We start from the raw sequence: 13,955 nt of genomic DNA, 5'->3' as shown, positions 1-13,955 counted from the left end.
CGACAACGCAGAAGCTGATCTGTCGGAAATCTGGTCCTATGTCGCGGAGGATTCCAGCGAGGCCGTCACCATCAAAGCACCCGCCCTATCCTGATCGCCACCTGTGTGCGTGGCATCGAACTGGCAAGCGCCAAAAAAGAGAACCTGTTTCTGGATCGCGGCGTCTGGCGGATTCCTGACGAAACGGTCAAGACAAGAAAAGGCTTCTTGGTCCCCATCGTGCCTGCCGTCGCCGCCTGGTTTGAGGCGCTCGATGTTCGCGAAGAAATCCCCGAGCGGCGGCAGGCGCTGGCCATGTGGGCGGATTTTCTGATTGCCTGCGAGACGGGAACGTCATCCCCCCAGACATCCAAGCCCACGATCAGCAATATCATCCAGTTCAGAAAAGTCGCAGGACTCAGATCCTGAGCTCAAAGTTGGAATTCTCTGCGAATTCCCGCACACCCCTGGAAATCTCTATGAAAGCCTCCAGTACGACACTTCCCCAACCCATGGACGGACCCATGACAACAATCCCCCAAACCGTCTGCGAAAACGACGCAGCAGAGCCAGGAATGTTAAGATACAGCAAGGCTCTTGCCTGTCTACCGAACACGCCAGAGGTGACCATGCCACGCACCACAACCAGCACTCTTTATCGTATCCGTCGCTCGTCTGAACCAGTCGCTGGCCAGACCAAGGTGCTGGAGGGTGACGCACTGGTGAAAGACATGCGCGCCTACGGAAAAAAGGTTTCTGCTTCCCCAGCAGCAGCGCGCAAGTTCCTGACGGAACTTGGCGTTCTTACGGCTGATGGCAAGAGGAAGAACCTGATCCGTGAGTAACTCCTGGCATCTGTACAAATCCCAGCCCTCGTTCGTCCTAGGATTTCACGGCACAGAAAGCAGCACGGTCAACGTTCTGCTGGCTGATCCGTCCAGGCACCTCACACAAAGCACAGGCAAGCTGGAGTGGCTTGGGCACGGCATCTATTTCTGGGAAAACGACCCGCTGCGGGCCTACGAATGGGCTGCCGATGGCAACCCAAAATCCAAGATTAAAGAACCAGACGCGGTAGGCGCTATTCTGGACTTGAAACTCTGCCTGGATCTCACTACCCGCTCGGGACTCACAGAAGTTGCAGAAGCGTACAGCCTCATGGCCAAGAGTTACAAGGAACTGGGCATTCAACTGCCCGTCAATGCCGGTGGCCCTGACAAGCTCAAACGAGAACTCGACTGCCAGGTCATCATGGCGGTCCACAAGTATCGTGAAGACAATGACCTGCCAGCCTACGACTCCATACGAGCGCCTTTCAGAGAAGATGCCGAACTGTACCCTGGTGCCGGGTTTCACCGGCGTACTCATGTGCAGGTAGCGGTCCGCAACTTGAACTGCATCAAAGGCTACTTCCGCCCGATTCCTGGTAAGCAGTCCATTGACCCCATGGTTGTCAGTGGTGACCCACTAAGCGATCATGCATCAGATACTTTCTGAGGGCGTATGAACGATGTTTTTTTGGGCGGGTTATGGATGGTCACGCACACCGTCAGGGTGCGGCTGTCGCAGGGGTGATACTCAAGTCAGCTGGGGCCGAGGCTGGCCCTGGTTTGTCAGGCAGCCTCTTCCCGGGCGACCAGATTCATGACCAGGTCTTCGCTGGGCACGTTCCAGGGCAGCAGCGCTTCGATCTCATCGACATCACGCGCCGAGGGCAGGCGCTCAAGTACATACAGCAGCCAGGCATACGGCTCGCGCCCATTGGCCTTGGCCGTCTCGATGAGCGAGTATGCCAAGGCACTGGCGTGTGCTCCAGCAGGCGTATTCGAGAACATCCAGGCCTTCCTGCCGACCACAAAGGGCCGAATCGCATTCTCGGTAATATTATGCCGCCTCCCGGATTATGCCGCCTTGCTCCCGTAAGGCCGCATATCACCGAGAGTTGGGTAGAGAAGTTGGCGGCATAATCCTTATGCTATTTTCGGGCCGATAGTCACATCGGCCAGGAGAACAGCATGCAAGCCGCTATCCAATCACCCCATCGGGTTGAGCCGACCCGCTTCCCAACCGAAGAGGATCGACTTATGACAGTAGCAAGCACCTTCACCACTCATCCTCCTCACCCCCCGTCAACACGGGCGCTGCTCTACCGCATCAACGTGGCAGAGGCAAAGCTGGGAGTCTCACGCTCCACGATCTATCGGCTGGTCCATAACGGCGAACTTGAATTGGTCAAGATCGGCAAGCGATCCAGCGGCATCACGGCCACCAGCGTGCACGCCATGATCGAGCGGAACAAGATGCCCTGCTGATACCATGGTCGTATTCACGCAACACAAAGAAAAGACGCCCACCAGGCCCAAATTGGGTAGCCAGGTGGGTAGCTAGGCCGAAAATTCAATGTGCAGTGACGTGATAATTATTTGATTATTAACGGAATTTAAAATCGAATGAAACTCGCCACCTGGAACGTCAATTCCCTCAATGTACGCCTGGGTCACGTCCTCGAATGGCTCGCTGCCAACCCGGTGGATGTGCTCTGCCTGCAGGAGCTCAAGCTGCCCGATGAACGCTTCCCGGAACAGGCGCTGCGCGATGCCGGCTACCACGCCTGCTGGGCGGGGCAGAAGACCTACAACGGCGTCGCCATACTCAGCCGCAGCCCGCTCATCGATGTGCAGCGCAACATGCCCGGTCACGATGATCCCCAGCAGCGCATCATCGCCGCCACCCTGCCCGAAGCCGGCGACCAGCCGCTGCGCGTCATCAGCGCCTATTGCCCCAACGGCCAGGCGGTGGGCAGCGACAAATACGACTACAAGCTCGCCTGGTACGATACCCTGCGCCAGTGGCTGCAGGATGAACTGCAGCGCCATCCCGAACTCGCCATTCTGGGCGATTACAACGTGGCCCCGGCCGATGAAGACGTGCATGACCCCGAAGCCTGGAAAGACGGCATCCTGGTGTCCGGGCCCGAACGCGAAGCCTTTGCCGGCCTGATCGACCTGGGGCTGGCCGACACCTTCCGTCTGTTCGACCAGCCGCCCGGGGTCTTCAGCTGGTGGGATTATCGCCAGGGCGGATTCAGGCGCAACCATGGGGTACGCATCGATCATGTGCTGGCCAGCCCCGACCTGGCCCGGCAATGCACGGCCTGCGTGATCGACAAGGAACCGCGCGGCTGGCCCAAGCCCTCCGATCACGCACCGGTCATCGCCACATTCTCGCGTTAGCCCCCCATCCACCGGGTCAAGACCGCGCGGCCCGTCCACCCAGCGCGACTGCCGCGCACCGACCGGCCTGCGCACCAACCGGCCGCCTGCGCCCCGACATGCACACCGATCGGCCTGCGCGCCACGCACCGGCCTGCGTATAATGAGGGTTTCCGCGTATGAACCCCTTTGCATGCCGCTAGACAGCCAACTGATCCGGTGCCTGGCCCACGATGCCCAGGTACTCGACATCCACCTCGAGGGGCACGTGTTCCGTGCGTACGTCGCCCAGCGTCCGGCCGATGTCGAGCAGGTGGCGGCGCTCGTCCCTGCCGAACAATTCCAGAGTGCAGGTGACGTGCATGTGGCCGCCCTGCACACGGGCGACGACATGGCCACCCAGATCGGCGACGTGCTCTTCAACCTCAACCCGGGTGATGCCATCGTCCTGCTGTGCACCAGCTTGGCGGCCTACCAGTCTGCTTTGGTCGAACTGGGGCAAGACACGCCTGTTTCACCCCGACCGCAATGACAACACCTTCCGCCGGCAATATTTTCATGGTGGTGGCCCCCAGCGGGGCCGGCAAGTCCAGCCTGGTCAACGCCCTGCTGGCCGACGACCCGGGGATCACACTGTCCATCTCGTGCACGACGCGCATTCCGCGCCCGGGCGAGCGCGACAAACAGCACTACCGTTTCGTCTCCGACGAAGAATTCCGCGCCATGCGCGATCGCGGCGACATGCTCGAGTGGGCAGAAGTCCATGATCACTACTACGGCACGCCACGCGACCGGGTCGAAGACGCCGTGCGCACCGGCACCGACATCATTCTTGAAATCGACTGGCAGGGCGCGCGCCAGGTTCGCGGGCACTATCCGCAGGCCATCGGCATCTTCATCCTGCCACCCTCGATCGAGGCCCTCGAGGCCCGCCTGAAGAAACGCGGCCAGGATGCCCCGCAGGTCATTGCACGCCGGCTGCTGGCCGCCGGGGGCGAAATGGCACATGCCTCTGACTGCGAATATGTTATTATTAATCAAGACTTTAACCTGGCCACACAAGAAATTCGGCACATCGTGGCAGCCACCCGCCTGCGCTACGCCAATCAGGCCGCGCGGCATGCCGAACTCTTCTCTCAGCTGGGCATCCGCAAACCCGTCGCAACCCCCTCTCCAAGCACGCTTTAAGAAAGGATACTCATGGCCCGCATCACCGTAGAAGACTGCCTCGAGCAGGTGCCCAACCGCTTCGATCTCACATTGGTCGCCACCTATCGTGCCCGTGAGCTGGCCCAGGGGCACGAAGCCCGCATCCAGACGCACAACAAGCCCACGGTCACCGCGCTGCGCGAAATATCCCAGGGGCTGGTCGGCATCGAGATGCTGCGCAAGGTACCCACATAAGGGCCGGAGGGCGGCGGATGGCATTCTCCACCCTGCGTGGTGCCTCGTCCGGGCTGCTCGCGGTCTTGCGCAAGGGCCCGCGCCTGCGCAAGCGCAAGCCGCGCGGCGCCCCCATGCTGCCCGATGTCGATACCCCCATCACGCCCATCGCCTCACTGGCAGACCTGAACAGGATCATCTCCACGTATCTGGGCCCCAACGAAATCCAGCGCATCCGCGAGGCCTACCGTTTCGCCGACAGCGCCCACCTGGGCCAGTTTCGTGCCAGCGGCGAGCCCTACATCTCGCATCCCATTGCCGTCACCGAAATCTGCGCGGGCTGGAAACTCGATGCCGATGCGCTCATGGCTGCGCTGCTGCACGATGTCATCGAAGACCAGGGCGTCAGCAAGACCGAAATCGCCGAACGCTTCGGCACCGAAGTGGCCGAGATCGTCGACGGGCTCACCAAGCTCGAGCGTCTCGAATACGCCACCAAGGCCGAACAGCAAGCCGAATCCTTTCGCAAGATGCTGCTGGCCATGTCGCGCGACGTGCGCGTCATCCTCATCAAGCTCGCCGACCGGCTGCACAACATGCGCACGCTCGATGCCGTGGCGGCCGACAAGCGCCGCCGGATCGCGCGCGAAACCCTCGATATCTACACCCCCATCGCCCACCGCCTGGGCCTGAACAGCCTCTTTCGAGAGCTTGAAGACCGCTGCTTCAAGGCCATGTACCCCAACCGCTACGATGTCCTGTACAAGGCCATGATGGCTGCACGCGGCAACCGGCGCGAGGTCATCGGCAAGATTGCCGATGCCGTGCGCACCGCCCTGCCGGCCGCAGGCCTCGATGCCGAAGTCTCGGGGCGCGAGAAATCACTCTACGGCATCTACAAGAAAATGGTCCAGCAGAAGAAGTCGTTTTCCGACGTGCTGGACATCTATGGTTTCCGGGTGGTGGTGCACACCTTGCCCGAGTGCTATCTGGCCCTGGGCACCCTGCACCAGCTGTACCGCCCCGTACCGGGAAAATTCAAGGACTACATCGCGATCCCCAAGATCAATGGCTACCAGTCGCTGCACACCACCCTGATCGGCCCCTATGGCACGCCGGTCGAATTCCAGTTCCGCACACGCGAAATGGATCACGTGGCCGAAGAAGGCGTGGCATCGCACTGGCTGTACAAAGAGCAGGGCACCTCGCTCAACGATCTGCAGAAACGCACCCACCAGTGGCTGCAATCGCTGCTCGACATCCAGGGCCAGACGGGGGATTCGGGCGAATTCCTCGAACACGTCAAGATCGATCTGTTTCCCGATGCGGTGTACGTCTTCACGCCCCAGGGCAAGATTCTGTCATTGCCGCGGGGCGCCACACCGGTCGATTTTGCCTACGCCATCCACACCGATGTGGGCAACCACGCGGTGGCCTGCAAGATCAACGGCGATTTTTCACCCCTGCGCACCGAACTGCACAGCGGCGATGCCGTCGAGATCATCACGTCGGCCGCTTCGCGGCCCAGTGCCCAGTGGCTCAATTACGTGCGCACCGGTCGGGCGCGCTCCGAGATCCGGCACTATCTGCGCACCGAGCGCTATGAAGAGTCCGTGGCCTTTGGGCGCCGCCTGCTCAACCAGGCCTTCGACCAGCTCGCCATTCCCTATCCAGCCGATGATGACCCCCAATGGGAACGCCTGTCCAAGGGCTCCGGCGGCGCTTCGCGCACCGAGATCCTGGCCGACATCGGCCTGGGCAAACGTCTGGCGGCAGTCGTGGCGCGGCGCTTCGCACCCGAAAACCCGATGCTCGAAACCACGGCCATGGCGGTGGACGAATACACGTCCGCCACCAGCGCACCCATCGTGATCCACGGCAACGAGGGTCAGGCCGTGCAACTGGCCCATTGCTGCGGCCCCTTGCCCGGCGATGCGATCATCGGCGGGATCCGCCTGGGGCACGGGCTGGTGGTGCACATGGCAGACTGCCCGGTGGCCAAGCGCCAGCAGGCCAAGGAGCCCGAGCGCTGGATCCCGGTGATCTGGGACACCAACACCGCACGTCACCTGACCACCCGCCTGGACCTGATGGTCATCAACGAGCGCGGGGTGCTGGGCCGCCTGGCTGCAGCGGTCACGGATGCCGACTCGAACATCATGCAGCTCACCATGCCCGACGAGGCCGCGGCCACCGCCCTGCTGCACCTGACGGTACAGGTCGACAGCCGCAAGCACCTGGCTCAGGTGATACGCGCGATACGGCACGTGCCCCAGGTACAGAAGATCACCCGCGCCAAGGGTTGACGCCACCCGGTATCGAACCGCAGTATCTGCGGGCCCGATGAAGGCAACAGCCCCGCACCGGGCGCATGGATGCGCGGCCACGGGCACCGCTGGCCACGAGCATCACGGAACACGGCCACTGCCGGCACGGGCGCCGCTGACCTGCATGCGGGGCGGCTGGCTTACTGCTGCCCGCCCACACCCTCCGCGACCACCTTGCGACCCTCGTCGGTGATCTGCACGCCCAGCTGCTCGCGCAGGCGCGTGAGCACGGCCTGCTCTTCGAGGCCCCCCCAGACCTGCGCCAGCTGCGCATCCAGGCCGGCCAGAGCGGCCTGATCCTGCGTGCCAGGCTGAACCTGGTCGAGCTGGACGATGACATAGGCCTGCGACAGCGTGGCGCCGCCATAGCCGGGCAGATCATGATCCGGCAGGGAAAAGGCTTCATCCAGGATGGTTTTGGACACGCCGCCCGGATCGAGCCTGCTCAGCGTCACCGGTGCCTGGAAATCACTGGCCTCCGCGCCCTTTTCCAGACCGGCAAGAACCTGCTCGCCCTGTTCGCGAGCCGCTTCGAGCGCGCGCTCATCGACCAGCCGTGCACGGATCTGCGCCTGCACGAGGTCGAGCGTGGGCACGTGGGCCGGCACGACATCGGCCACCCGCACGACGGCCATGGTGTCCGGTGAAATTTCGATGACCCCGGAATTCTGCCGGTCGGCATAGACCGACGGGCTGAAGAGCGCCTGACGCACCCGCACGTCGCCCAGAATGGCGGCATCCTGGCCGTCGGCCGCGGCATCGGACACATGCGACTCTGCGCCTGTCAGCAAGCGATCACGGCCGATGGCACTGGCATGGCGAACGGACAGGCCCAGTTCTTTGGCCGCGGGCTCGAGGCTGGCGGGCTGGTCGTAGACCAGACCTGTCAGGCGCGTGGCCATGTCGGCAAACCGCTCGGCCGCCAGTTGCTGGCGTACTTCGTCTTCGATCTTGCCGCGCACCTGATCGAAGGATTCGCCGTGTTCGGGTTCGAGCCCGTCGAGCTTGAATATGTGATAGCCATCAGGCCCCTTGACCGGATCGGACACCTGGCCCGGCGCGAGGGCGAACACCGCCTCTTCGAGCGCCGGCGGCAGCGAGCCACGCTGCATCCAGCCCAGATGGCCGCCGTCACGGGCCGAACCGGCATCCTGCGACTCCGCACGCGCGAGCTCGGCAAATTCGGCTGGCGTCGCGCGCGCACGACGGGCGAGGTCTTCGGCCTTGTCGAGCGCGGCCTGATCGGCCTGCCCGGCGTCACCCGGGGATGGCTTGACCAGGATGTGGCTGACGTCGGCCCGTGCCGGCACGACATAGCGCGCCTTGTTCTGTTCGTAATATTCCTTCAGTTGCGACTCGTCCACCGCGGGTACGGCAGCCTTGGCGGCCGCCTCATCCAGCACCAGATAGTCGGCCGAGACCTGCTCGGGCAGGCGCAGGGTATCCTGGTGGCCGTCATACCAGGCCTGTACGTCGGCCTCGGACACCTGAACCTGCTCGCGATGCTCGGCCGCCTGGAAAAAGCGCAGGCGAATGGTGCGCTGCTCGGTCAGTGCGCGCTTGATGCGATCCAGGACGGGCACGGGAAGATGCGCGGTATCGCGCACCGGCCCCAACACCGTGTCCAGCGACAGCTCGGCGCGCTGCCCGGCCTCGAAATCGCGCGGCGACAAGCCGTAACTGGCCAGGATTTCGTTGTAGCGATCGGGAGAAAATTGCCCGTTGACCTGCAGTTGCGGCATAGCGGCAATCGCCTTGCGCAGGGTGGCGTCCGACACGCTGAAGTGATTTTTCGAGGCCACCGCAATCTGCACCTGACGATCGACCAGCTGGTCGAGCAGCGCCTGACGGGCCTGCGGATTGTCGAGCATGGCCGGATCGAACCGGCCCTGGGTGCTTTCCTGCATCTGCTGCAACTGGTTGCGCTGCGCTTCGGTGAATGCTTCGCGCTTGACCTCAGCATGCTCTACCACGGCCAGCGCCGCATCGGCCGTGACGAACGAATAGCCACTGACCCCCAGGAACACGAACGAGGGCACGACCAGCACCAGAAGGATCAGCTGCATCAGGCGCTGATGCGTGCGGATGAAATCGAACATGAACGGCTCACCTGCTGGAGACTCACGGCCCCAGGGCCGCATGTGGAAAATGATCCGAAGTTTAACATCCGCATTGCAAAAATCATAAAATCAGACCGATGACATCCCATTACAGTCCTTCGAAGATGACAGCGCCCCACCCGGCCTGGCCCTGGCCCGACCGCATCGCCCATCGCGGCGGGGGCACCCTGGCCCCCGAGAACACGCTGGCCGCGGTGCGCGCTGGTGCCGCGTCAGGGTTCCGCATGGTCGAGTTCGACGTCAAACTGAGCGTCGACGGCATCCCGTTCCTGCTGCACGATGACGACGTCGCGCGCACCTCGAACGGCCGCGGCCTGGCCAGCACGCTGACGTGGGCCGACCTCGGCCAGATGGATTTCGGCAGCTGGCATTCGCCTGAATTCGCCGGTGAACCCGCTCCTGCGCTCTATGCCGTCGCGCGCTATGCCCTTGCGCAGGGCTTGCACTGCAATATCGAAATCAAGCCCGAAACCGGGTTCGATGCACGCACCGGGCAGGTGGTGGCCGCGGCCGCCCGCCAGTGGTGGGCCGGCGCCGGGCTGCCGCCCCTGCTGTCGTCATTCTCCGAAACCGCGCTGATGGCGGCCCGCGAGGCCGCCCCCGAACTGCCCAGGGCGCTGCTCATCGACGGCCCGGTGCCGGCCGACTGGCGCACGCGTGTGCATCGCGTGGGGGCCATCGGCCTGAACCTGTCCGACGAGCATGCCGATGCCGCGACCCTGCGCAGGATTCTTGCGGCCGGCGCCACCGTAGCGGTCTGGACGATCAACGACGCCGCACGAGCCAGCGAAGTGCTGTCCTGGGGCTGCCAGGCCGTATTCACCGATGCGCTGCACGCCTTGCGCACGCCTCTGGGTTGAGATCTGCATGTTCAGCTATCGCCATGCGTTCCATGCCGGCAATCACGGCGACGTTCTCAAACATGCCATCCTGGTGCAGATCCTCGAATATCTGAAGCGCAAGGACAAACCCTTCTGGGTGGTGGACACCCACGCAGGAGCCGGCCTGTACGCGCTCCAGGGCGATTGGGCGCGCCAGAGCGGCGAAGCCGGCACCGGCGTGGCGCGCCTGCCCGGGCAGCCCGACCCGCCGGTGCTGGTACAGCGTTACCTGACGGCGCTGCAGGCCTTTTCAGACGCACGGGATGGGCCGCTGTATCCGGGCTCGCCCGCCCTTGCGGTGCACGCCCTGCGCAGCCACGACCAGCTGCATCTGTTCGAGTTGCACCCCACCGAAATCACGGTGCTGCATCAATCGCTCGAACGCCTTGGCGCCGATCCGCGCCGCGTGGGGATTCATCATGTCGATGGTTTTGCAGGCCTGGCCGCCCTGTTGCCGCCGGCCCCACGGCGCGGGCTCATCCTGATCGACCCATCCTACGAAGACAAGCGCGACTACCGCCAGGTATTGGCCGCGATACGGGCCGGTCTGCAGCGCTTTGCCCAGGGCTGCTACATGGTCTGGTATCCGTTGGTACAGCGGGTGCAAGCCACCGAAATGGCGCGCGCACTCGAACGCCTGCCAGTCGAGTGGCTGCACGCCACGCTGCAGGTACGCAAACCCTCGGCCGATGGCCTGGGCCTGCATAGCAGCGGCGTGTTCGTCATCAACCCACCTTACACACTGCATGCTGAACTGCGCACGGCATTGCCCTGGCTGGCCAGGGTGCTGGGCCAGGATGCCCGTGCGGGCCATACGCTGCGCAGCAGCGCGGCCCCTCAGAAGCGCTCGCCGGGGCGCAAGTAGCGCCAGTGCCCCAAAGCCAGGTCGCCCAGCGCCACACGCCCCATGCGCACCCGCTTGAGGCCCAGCACGCGCAGCCCGACCAGTTCGCACATGCGGCGGATCTGGCGCTTGCGCCCCTCGCGCAATATGAAATGCAATTGATCCTGATTCTGCCAGCGCACACGCGCCGGGCGCAGGGCCCGGCCATCCAGCGTCAGACCGTGATTGAGCAGGGCCAGGCCCCGATCCGACAGATTGCCCTGCACGCGCACCAGGTATTCTTTTTCGATGGTCGAATCCTCGCCGATCAGCTGGCGCGCCAGGCGGCCATCCTGGGTCAGGACCAGCAGCCCCTGCGAATCGATGTCCAGGCGCCCCGCCGGCGCGAGGCCGCGCAGATGCGCCGCATCGAACGCAGGCCCACGGCCGCGCTGCTGGTTCTCGGGGCGAATGAGGTCCACGGCGGGCCGATGCCCTTTTTCGGTACGATGGGATACGTAGCCCACCGGCTTGTTGAGGATGATGGTGACTTTTTCTTCCTGGCGGCGGGCCGCCTGGCGCTCGAGCACGATCTGCGCATCGGGCAACGCCTTGCTGCCCAGTTCGCGTACGATGGCGCCATCGACGCGCACCCAGCCGCGCTCGATATAGGCATCGGCCTCGCGGCGCGAACACAACCCGCGCTGCGCCATCAATTTTGAGATTCGTACCCGGTCCGTCATGACGCGCATTGTATTCCACCCGATGAAGTCGATCCGATGAAACCCGTTGTCGCCTGCCCGCGCGCCTGGCACGCCGCGCCTCGCCCTGGCCTGGGCCCGCTGCAGCGGGCCTGGTTGCAGCAACCCGGGGCGCTCACCGCGGGCCTGCGGCGCCTCGGCCACCTGACCCTGCGGGTACAGCGCGAGGCCATGCTGGCCCTGCCGGCGTGCTGGGCCCATGAAGCCGGAGTGCCGGTGGGCACTGCGGTCTGGTGGCGCGAGATCCTGATGAGCATAGGCGGCCGGCCTGCCGTGCAGGCCTGCAGTTTCACCCCGCGCCTGGCCAGCCAGGGGGCCTGGAAGGCCATGCGCGGCCTGGGCTCTCACCCGCTGGCCGATATCCTGTATGGGGATGCACGCATCACGCGCAGCCGTTTTCGCTTCGGGCAACTGCAGGCCCGGCAGGCCGGTGATCCCTGGATCGCCACTCGCGCGCAGGATGTCGTACAGGCGCGGCATTCGATTTTCTTGCGCCAGGGCCAGCCCCTGCTGGTGGCCGAATACTTTCTGCCCGGCTTCTGGCCCCTGGCCAGTGAATCGGCCGCTACAGGGCTGCGAGGCCGCTTTCCCCCGTACGGATGCGGATGACCTGCGCCACCGGGCTGACAAAGATCTTGCCATCACCGATGCGCCCGGTGCGCGCAGCCCGCAAAATGGCATCGATGACGCCATCGACCCGATCGCCGGGCACGACCACGTCGATACGGATCTTGGGCAGGAAATCCACCACGTATTCGGCCCCCCGGTAGAGTTCGGTGTGCCCCTTCTGGCGCCCGAAACCCTTGACCTCGGTGACGGTGACGCCGCTGATGCCGATCTCTGACAAGGCCTCGCGCACCTCGTCGAGCTTGAAGGGCTTGATGATGGCGGTGATCTGCTGGATGTCGTCGGGGGTCATACAATGGGCCACTGTCCGGAAAGCTGACAATATAACGCAGCTTGCTCATTTATAATGCGCCCACTATGCCCAATACCGATTCTGCCCACAATCAGTTCGAGAACAAGGCGCACGCCTGGTCGGCGCGTTTTTCCGAACCCGTCTCCGAACTCGTCAAACGCTACACGGCCTCGGTCGGCTTCGACCAGCGCCTGGCCAGCGCCGACATCCGCGGCTCACTGGCCCACGCCGACATGCTGGCCGCCTGCGGCATCATCAGCGCGGCCGACCTGGCGGCCATCGAAGGCGGCATGGCGCAGATCCGGCAAGAGATCGCCGCGGGCCAGTTTGCCTGGTCCCTGGATCTCGAAGACGTGCACCTGAACATCGAAAAACGCCTGGTCGAGCTCATAGGCGATGCGGGCAAACGCCTGCACACGGGGCGCTCGCGCAATGATCAGGTGGCGACCGACATCCGCCTGTGGCTGCGCGATGAGATCGATGTGCAGATCGATCTCCTGCAGCAATTGCAGCGCAGTCTGGCCCACCTGGCCCTGCAGCACGCGGACACCATCCTGCCCGGCTTCACCCATCTGCAAGTGGCACAACCCGTTACATTTGGGCACCATTTGCTCGCCTACGCCGAAATGTTCGGCCGCGATGCCGAGCGGCTGGCCGATTGCCGCAGGCGCACCAACCGGCTGCCCCTGGGGGCCGCCGCGCTGGCAGGCACCACGTTTGCCATCGACCGCGAACGGGTGGCGCGCCGCCTGGGTTTCGACGAGATCTGCCGCAATTCGCTCGATGCCGTCTCGGATCGCGATTTCGCCATCGAATTCTGCGCCGCTGCCGCACTCATCATGACACACGTCTCGCGCCTGTCCGAAGAACTGGTGCTGTGGATGAGCCCGCGCATGGGGTTCATCACGCTGGCCGACCGCTTCTGCACCGGCAGTTCCATCATGCCGCAGAAGAAGAACCCGGACGTACCCGAACTGGCACGCGGCAAGACAGGCCGCGTGCACGGCCACCTGTTGGCTCTGCTGGTGCTCATGAAGGGCCAGCCGCTGGCCTACAACAAAGACAACCAGGAAGACAAGGAAGGCCTGTTCGACACCGTAGACACGGTACGCGACACGCTCACCCTGTTCATCGACATGATGGGCGGCGTGACCGTGCACGCGCCGGCCATGCGCGAGGCCGCACTGCAAGGCTATGCCACGGCCACCGATCTGGCCGACTACCTCGTCAAGCGCGGCCTGCCCTTTCGCGATGCGCACGAAACCGTGGCGCTGGCGGTACGCCACTGTGAACAGGCGGCGTGCGATCTGGCCGATCTCAGCCTGGCCGAGCTGCAGGGCTTCCACCCCTCGATCGAGGCCGATGTCTTCGAGGTGCTCACCCTCGAAGGCTCCGTCGCGGCCCGCAACCACCCGGGCGGAACCGCACCGGAGCAGGTCCGGCACCAGGCCCGGGCGCTGCTCGACCATCTGCAAGGCCAGGCCAGCGGCAGCCGCTGAGGCTGAATCCGCGTCCTGCCCGCCCCTGACCTGCCCGCCCCTGACCCGCCT

At 64.1% G+C, this 13,955-nt stretch carries 16 protein-coding genes and 1 pseudogene; 13 read left to right on the top strand and 4 right to left on the bottom strand.

The window, feature by feature from the left end; translation table 11 throughout:
• Window positions 1–105: 105 nt before the first annotated feature.
• The 3 genes from WCY17_RS08785 (at window position 106) to WCY17_RS08775 (ending at window position 1,476) form a co-directional block, all read left to right on the top strand.
• Window positions 106–408, top strand: a complete 303-nt coding sequence (locus tag WCY17_RS08785; RefSeq protein WP_372701806.1) for a hypothetical protein — start codon at window positions 106–108, stop codon at window positions 406–408.
• 95 nt (window positions 409–503) lie between these two features.
• Window positions 504–824 carry a hypothetical protein gene (locus WCY17_RS08780; RefSeq protein ID WP_372701805.1) on the top strand — a complete coding sequence of 107 codons (321 nt, stop codon included), beginning with the start codon at window positions 504–506 and terminating at the stop codon, window positions 822–824.
• Window positions 817–1,476, top strand: coding sequence for a hypothetical protein (locus tag WCY17_RS08775; RefSeq protein WP_372701804.1), 660 nt, complete (start codon window positions 817–819; stop codon window positions 1,474–1,476). The genes WCY17_RS08780 and WCY17_RS08775 overlap by 8 nt, the downstream gene beginning before the upstream one ends.
• A gap of 116 nt (window positions 1,477–1,592) precedes the next feature.
• Here WCY17_RS08775 and WCY17_RS08770 read toward each other — a convergent pair.
• Window positions 1,593–1,868: pseudogene (locus tag WCY17_RS08770) on the bottom strand (transposase domain-containing protein); the annotation flags it as partial.
• Between the two features lie 195 nt (window positions 1,869–2,063).
• On the opposite strand from WCY17_RS08770, the gene WCY17_RS08765 reads away from it, so the two are divergent.
• The 6 genes from WCY17_RS08765 (at window position 2,064) to WCY17_RS08740 (ending at window position 6,880) form a co-directional block, all read left to right on the top strand.
• Window positions 2,064–2,291, top strand: a complete 228-nt coding sequence (locus tag WCY17_RS08765) for a helix-turn-helix transcriptional regulator (protein ID WP_372701803.1) — start codon at window positions 2,064–2,066, stop codon at window positions 2,289–2,291.
• 138 nt (window positions 2,292–2,429) lie between these two features.
• Window positions 2,430–3,212: an exodeoxyribonuclease III gene (gene xth / locus WCY17_RS08760; RefSeq protein ID WP_372701801.1), complete on the top strand. Its 783-nt coding sequence runs from the start codon at window positions 2,430–2,432 to the stop codon at window positions 3,210–3,212.
• A 172-nt stretch (window positions 3,213–3,384) separates the two neighbouring features.
• On the top strand, window positions 3,385–3,723 hold the full coding sequence (locus WCY17_RS08755; RefSeq protein ID WP_372701800.1) for a hypothetical protein: 339 nt from the start codon (window positions 3,385–3,387) through the stop codon (window positions 3,721–3,723).
• Window positions 3,720–4,379: a guanylate kinase gene (gene gmk, locus WCY17_RS08750; protein WP_372701799.1), complete on the top strand. Its 660-nt coding sequence runs from the start codon at window positions 3,720–3,722 to the stop codon at window positions 4,377–4,379. Before WCY17_RS08755 ends, gmk begins: the two co-directional genes overlap by 4 nt.
• Window positions 4,380–4,391: 12 nt before the next feature.
• Window positions 4,392–4,595: a DNA-directed RNA polymerase subunit omega gene (gene rpoZ, locus WCY17_RS08745; protein WP_372701798.1), complete on the top strand. Its 204-nt coding sequence runs from the start codon at window positions 4,392–4,394 to the stop codon at window positions 4,593–4,595.
• A gap of 17 nt (window positions 4,596–4,612) precedes the next feature.
• Window positions 4,613–6,880: a bifunctional (p)ppGpp synthetase/guanosine-3',5'-bis(diphosphate) 3'-pyrophosphohydrolase gene (locus tag WCY17_RS08740; protein WP_372701797.1), complete on the top strand. Its 2,268-nt coding sequence runs from the start codon at window positions 4,613–4,615 to the stop codon at window positions 6,878–6,880.
• A 161-nt stretch (window positions 6,881–7,041) separates the two neighbouring features.
• Here WCY17_RS08740 and WCY17_RS08735 read toward each other — a convergent pair whose 3' ends face one another.
• A complete protein-coding gene (locus tag WCY17_RS08735; protein WP_372701796.1) occupies window positions 7,042–9,000 on the bottom strand; it encodes a SurA N-terminal domain-containing protein in 1,959 nt (652 codons plus the stop codon).
• 125 nt (window positions 9,001–9,125) lie between these two features.
• On the opposite strand from WCY17_RS08735, the gene ugpQ reads away from it, so the two are divergent.
• Both ugpQ and WCY17_RS08725 read left to right on the top strand, forming a co-directional pair.
• Window positions 9,126–9,881, top strand: coding sequence for a glycerophosphodiester phosphodiesterase (gene ugpQ, locus WCY17_RS08730; protein ID WP_372701795.1), 756 nt, complete (start codon window positions 9,126–9,128; stop codon window positions 9,879–9,881).
• 7 nt (window positions 9,882–9,888) lie between these two features.
• Window positions 9,889–10,767, top strand: coding sequence for a 23S rRNA (adenine(2030)-N(6))-methyltransferase RlmJ (locus WCY17_RS08725; RefSeq protein ID WP_372701794.1), 879 nt, complete (start codon window positions 9,889–9,891; stop codon window positions 10,765–10,767).
• Here WCY17_RS08725 and WCY17_RS08720 read toward each other — a convergent pair.
• Window positions 10,740–11,468: a pseudouridine synthase gene (locus WCY17_RS08720; RefSeq protein ID WP_372701793.1), complete on the bottom strand. Its 729-nt coding sequence runs from the start codon at window positions 11,466–11,468 to the stop codon at window positions 10,740–10,742. The genes WCY17_RS08725 and WCY17_RS08720 overlap by 28 nt on opposite strands.
• Before the next feature lie 36 nt (window positions 11,469–11,504).
• On the opposite strand from WCY17_RS08720, the gene WCY17_RS08715 reads away from it, so the two are divergent.
• Window positions 11,505–12,095, top strand: a complete 591-nt coding sequence (locus tag WCY17_RS08715; RefSeq protein ID WP_372701792.1) for a chorismate lyase — start codon at window positions 11,505–11,507, stop codon at window positions 12,093–12,095.
• Here the strand turns inward: WCY17_RS08715 and WCY17_RS08710 are convergent.
• On the bottom strand, window positions 12,052–12,390 hold the full coding sequence (locus tag WCY17_RS08710) for a P-II family nitrogen regulator (protein WP_372701855.1): 339 nt from the start codon (window positions 12,388–12,390) through the stop codon (window positions 12,052–12,054). The two genes, WCY17_RS08715 and WCY17_RS08710, sit on opposite strands and share 44 nt — an antisense overlap.
• An 80-nt stretch (window positions 12,391–12,470) precedes the next feature.
• On the opposite strand from WCY17_RS08710, the gene argH reads away from it, so the two are divergent.
• The gene (gene argH, locus WCY17_RS08705) at window positions 12,471–13,904 is read left to right on the top strand and encodes an argininosuccinate lyase (protein WP_372701791.1); all 1,434 of its coding nucleotides are present in this window, start codon (window positions 12,471–12,473) and stop codon (window positions 13,902–13,904) included.
• Window positions 13,905–13,955 lie beyond the last annotated feature (51 nt).

The organism is Castellaniella sp., assembly GCF_041677825.1.
Taxonomy (GTDB): Bacteria; Pseudomonadota; Gammaproteobacteria; order Burkholderiales; family Burkholderiaceae_B; genus Castellaniella.
The sequence above is the reverse complement of the archived record's forward strand: the minus strand, read 5'-3'. Positions and strand labels throughout refer to the sequence as shown.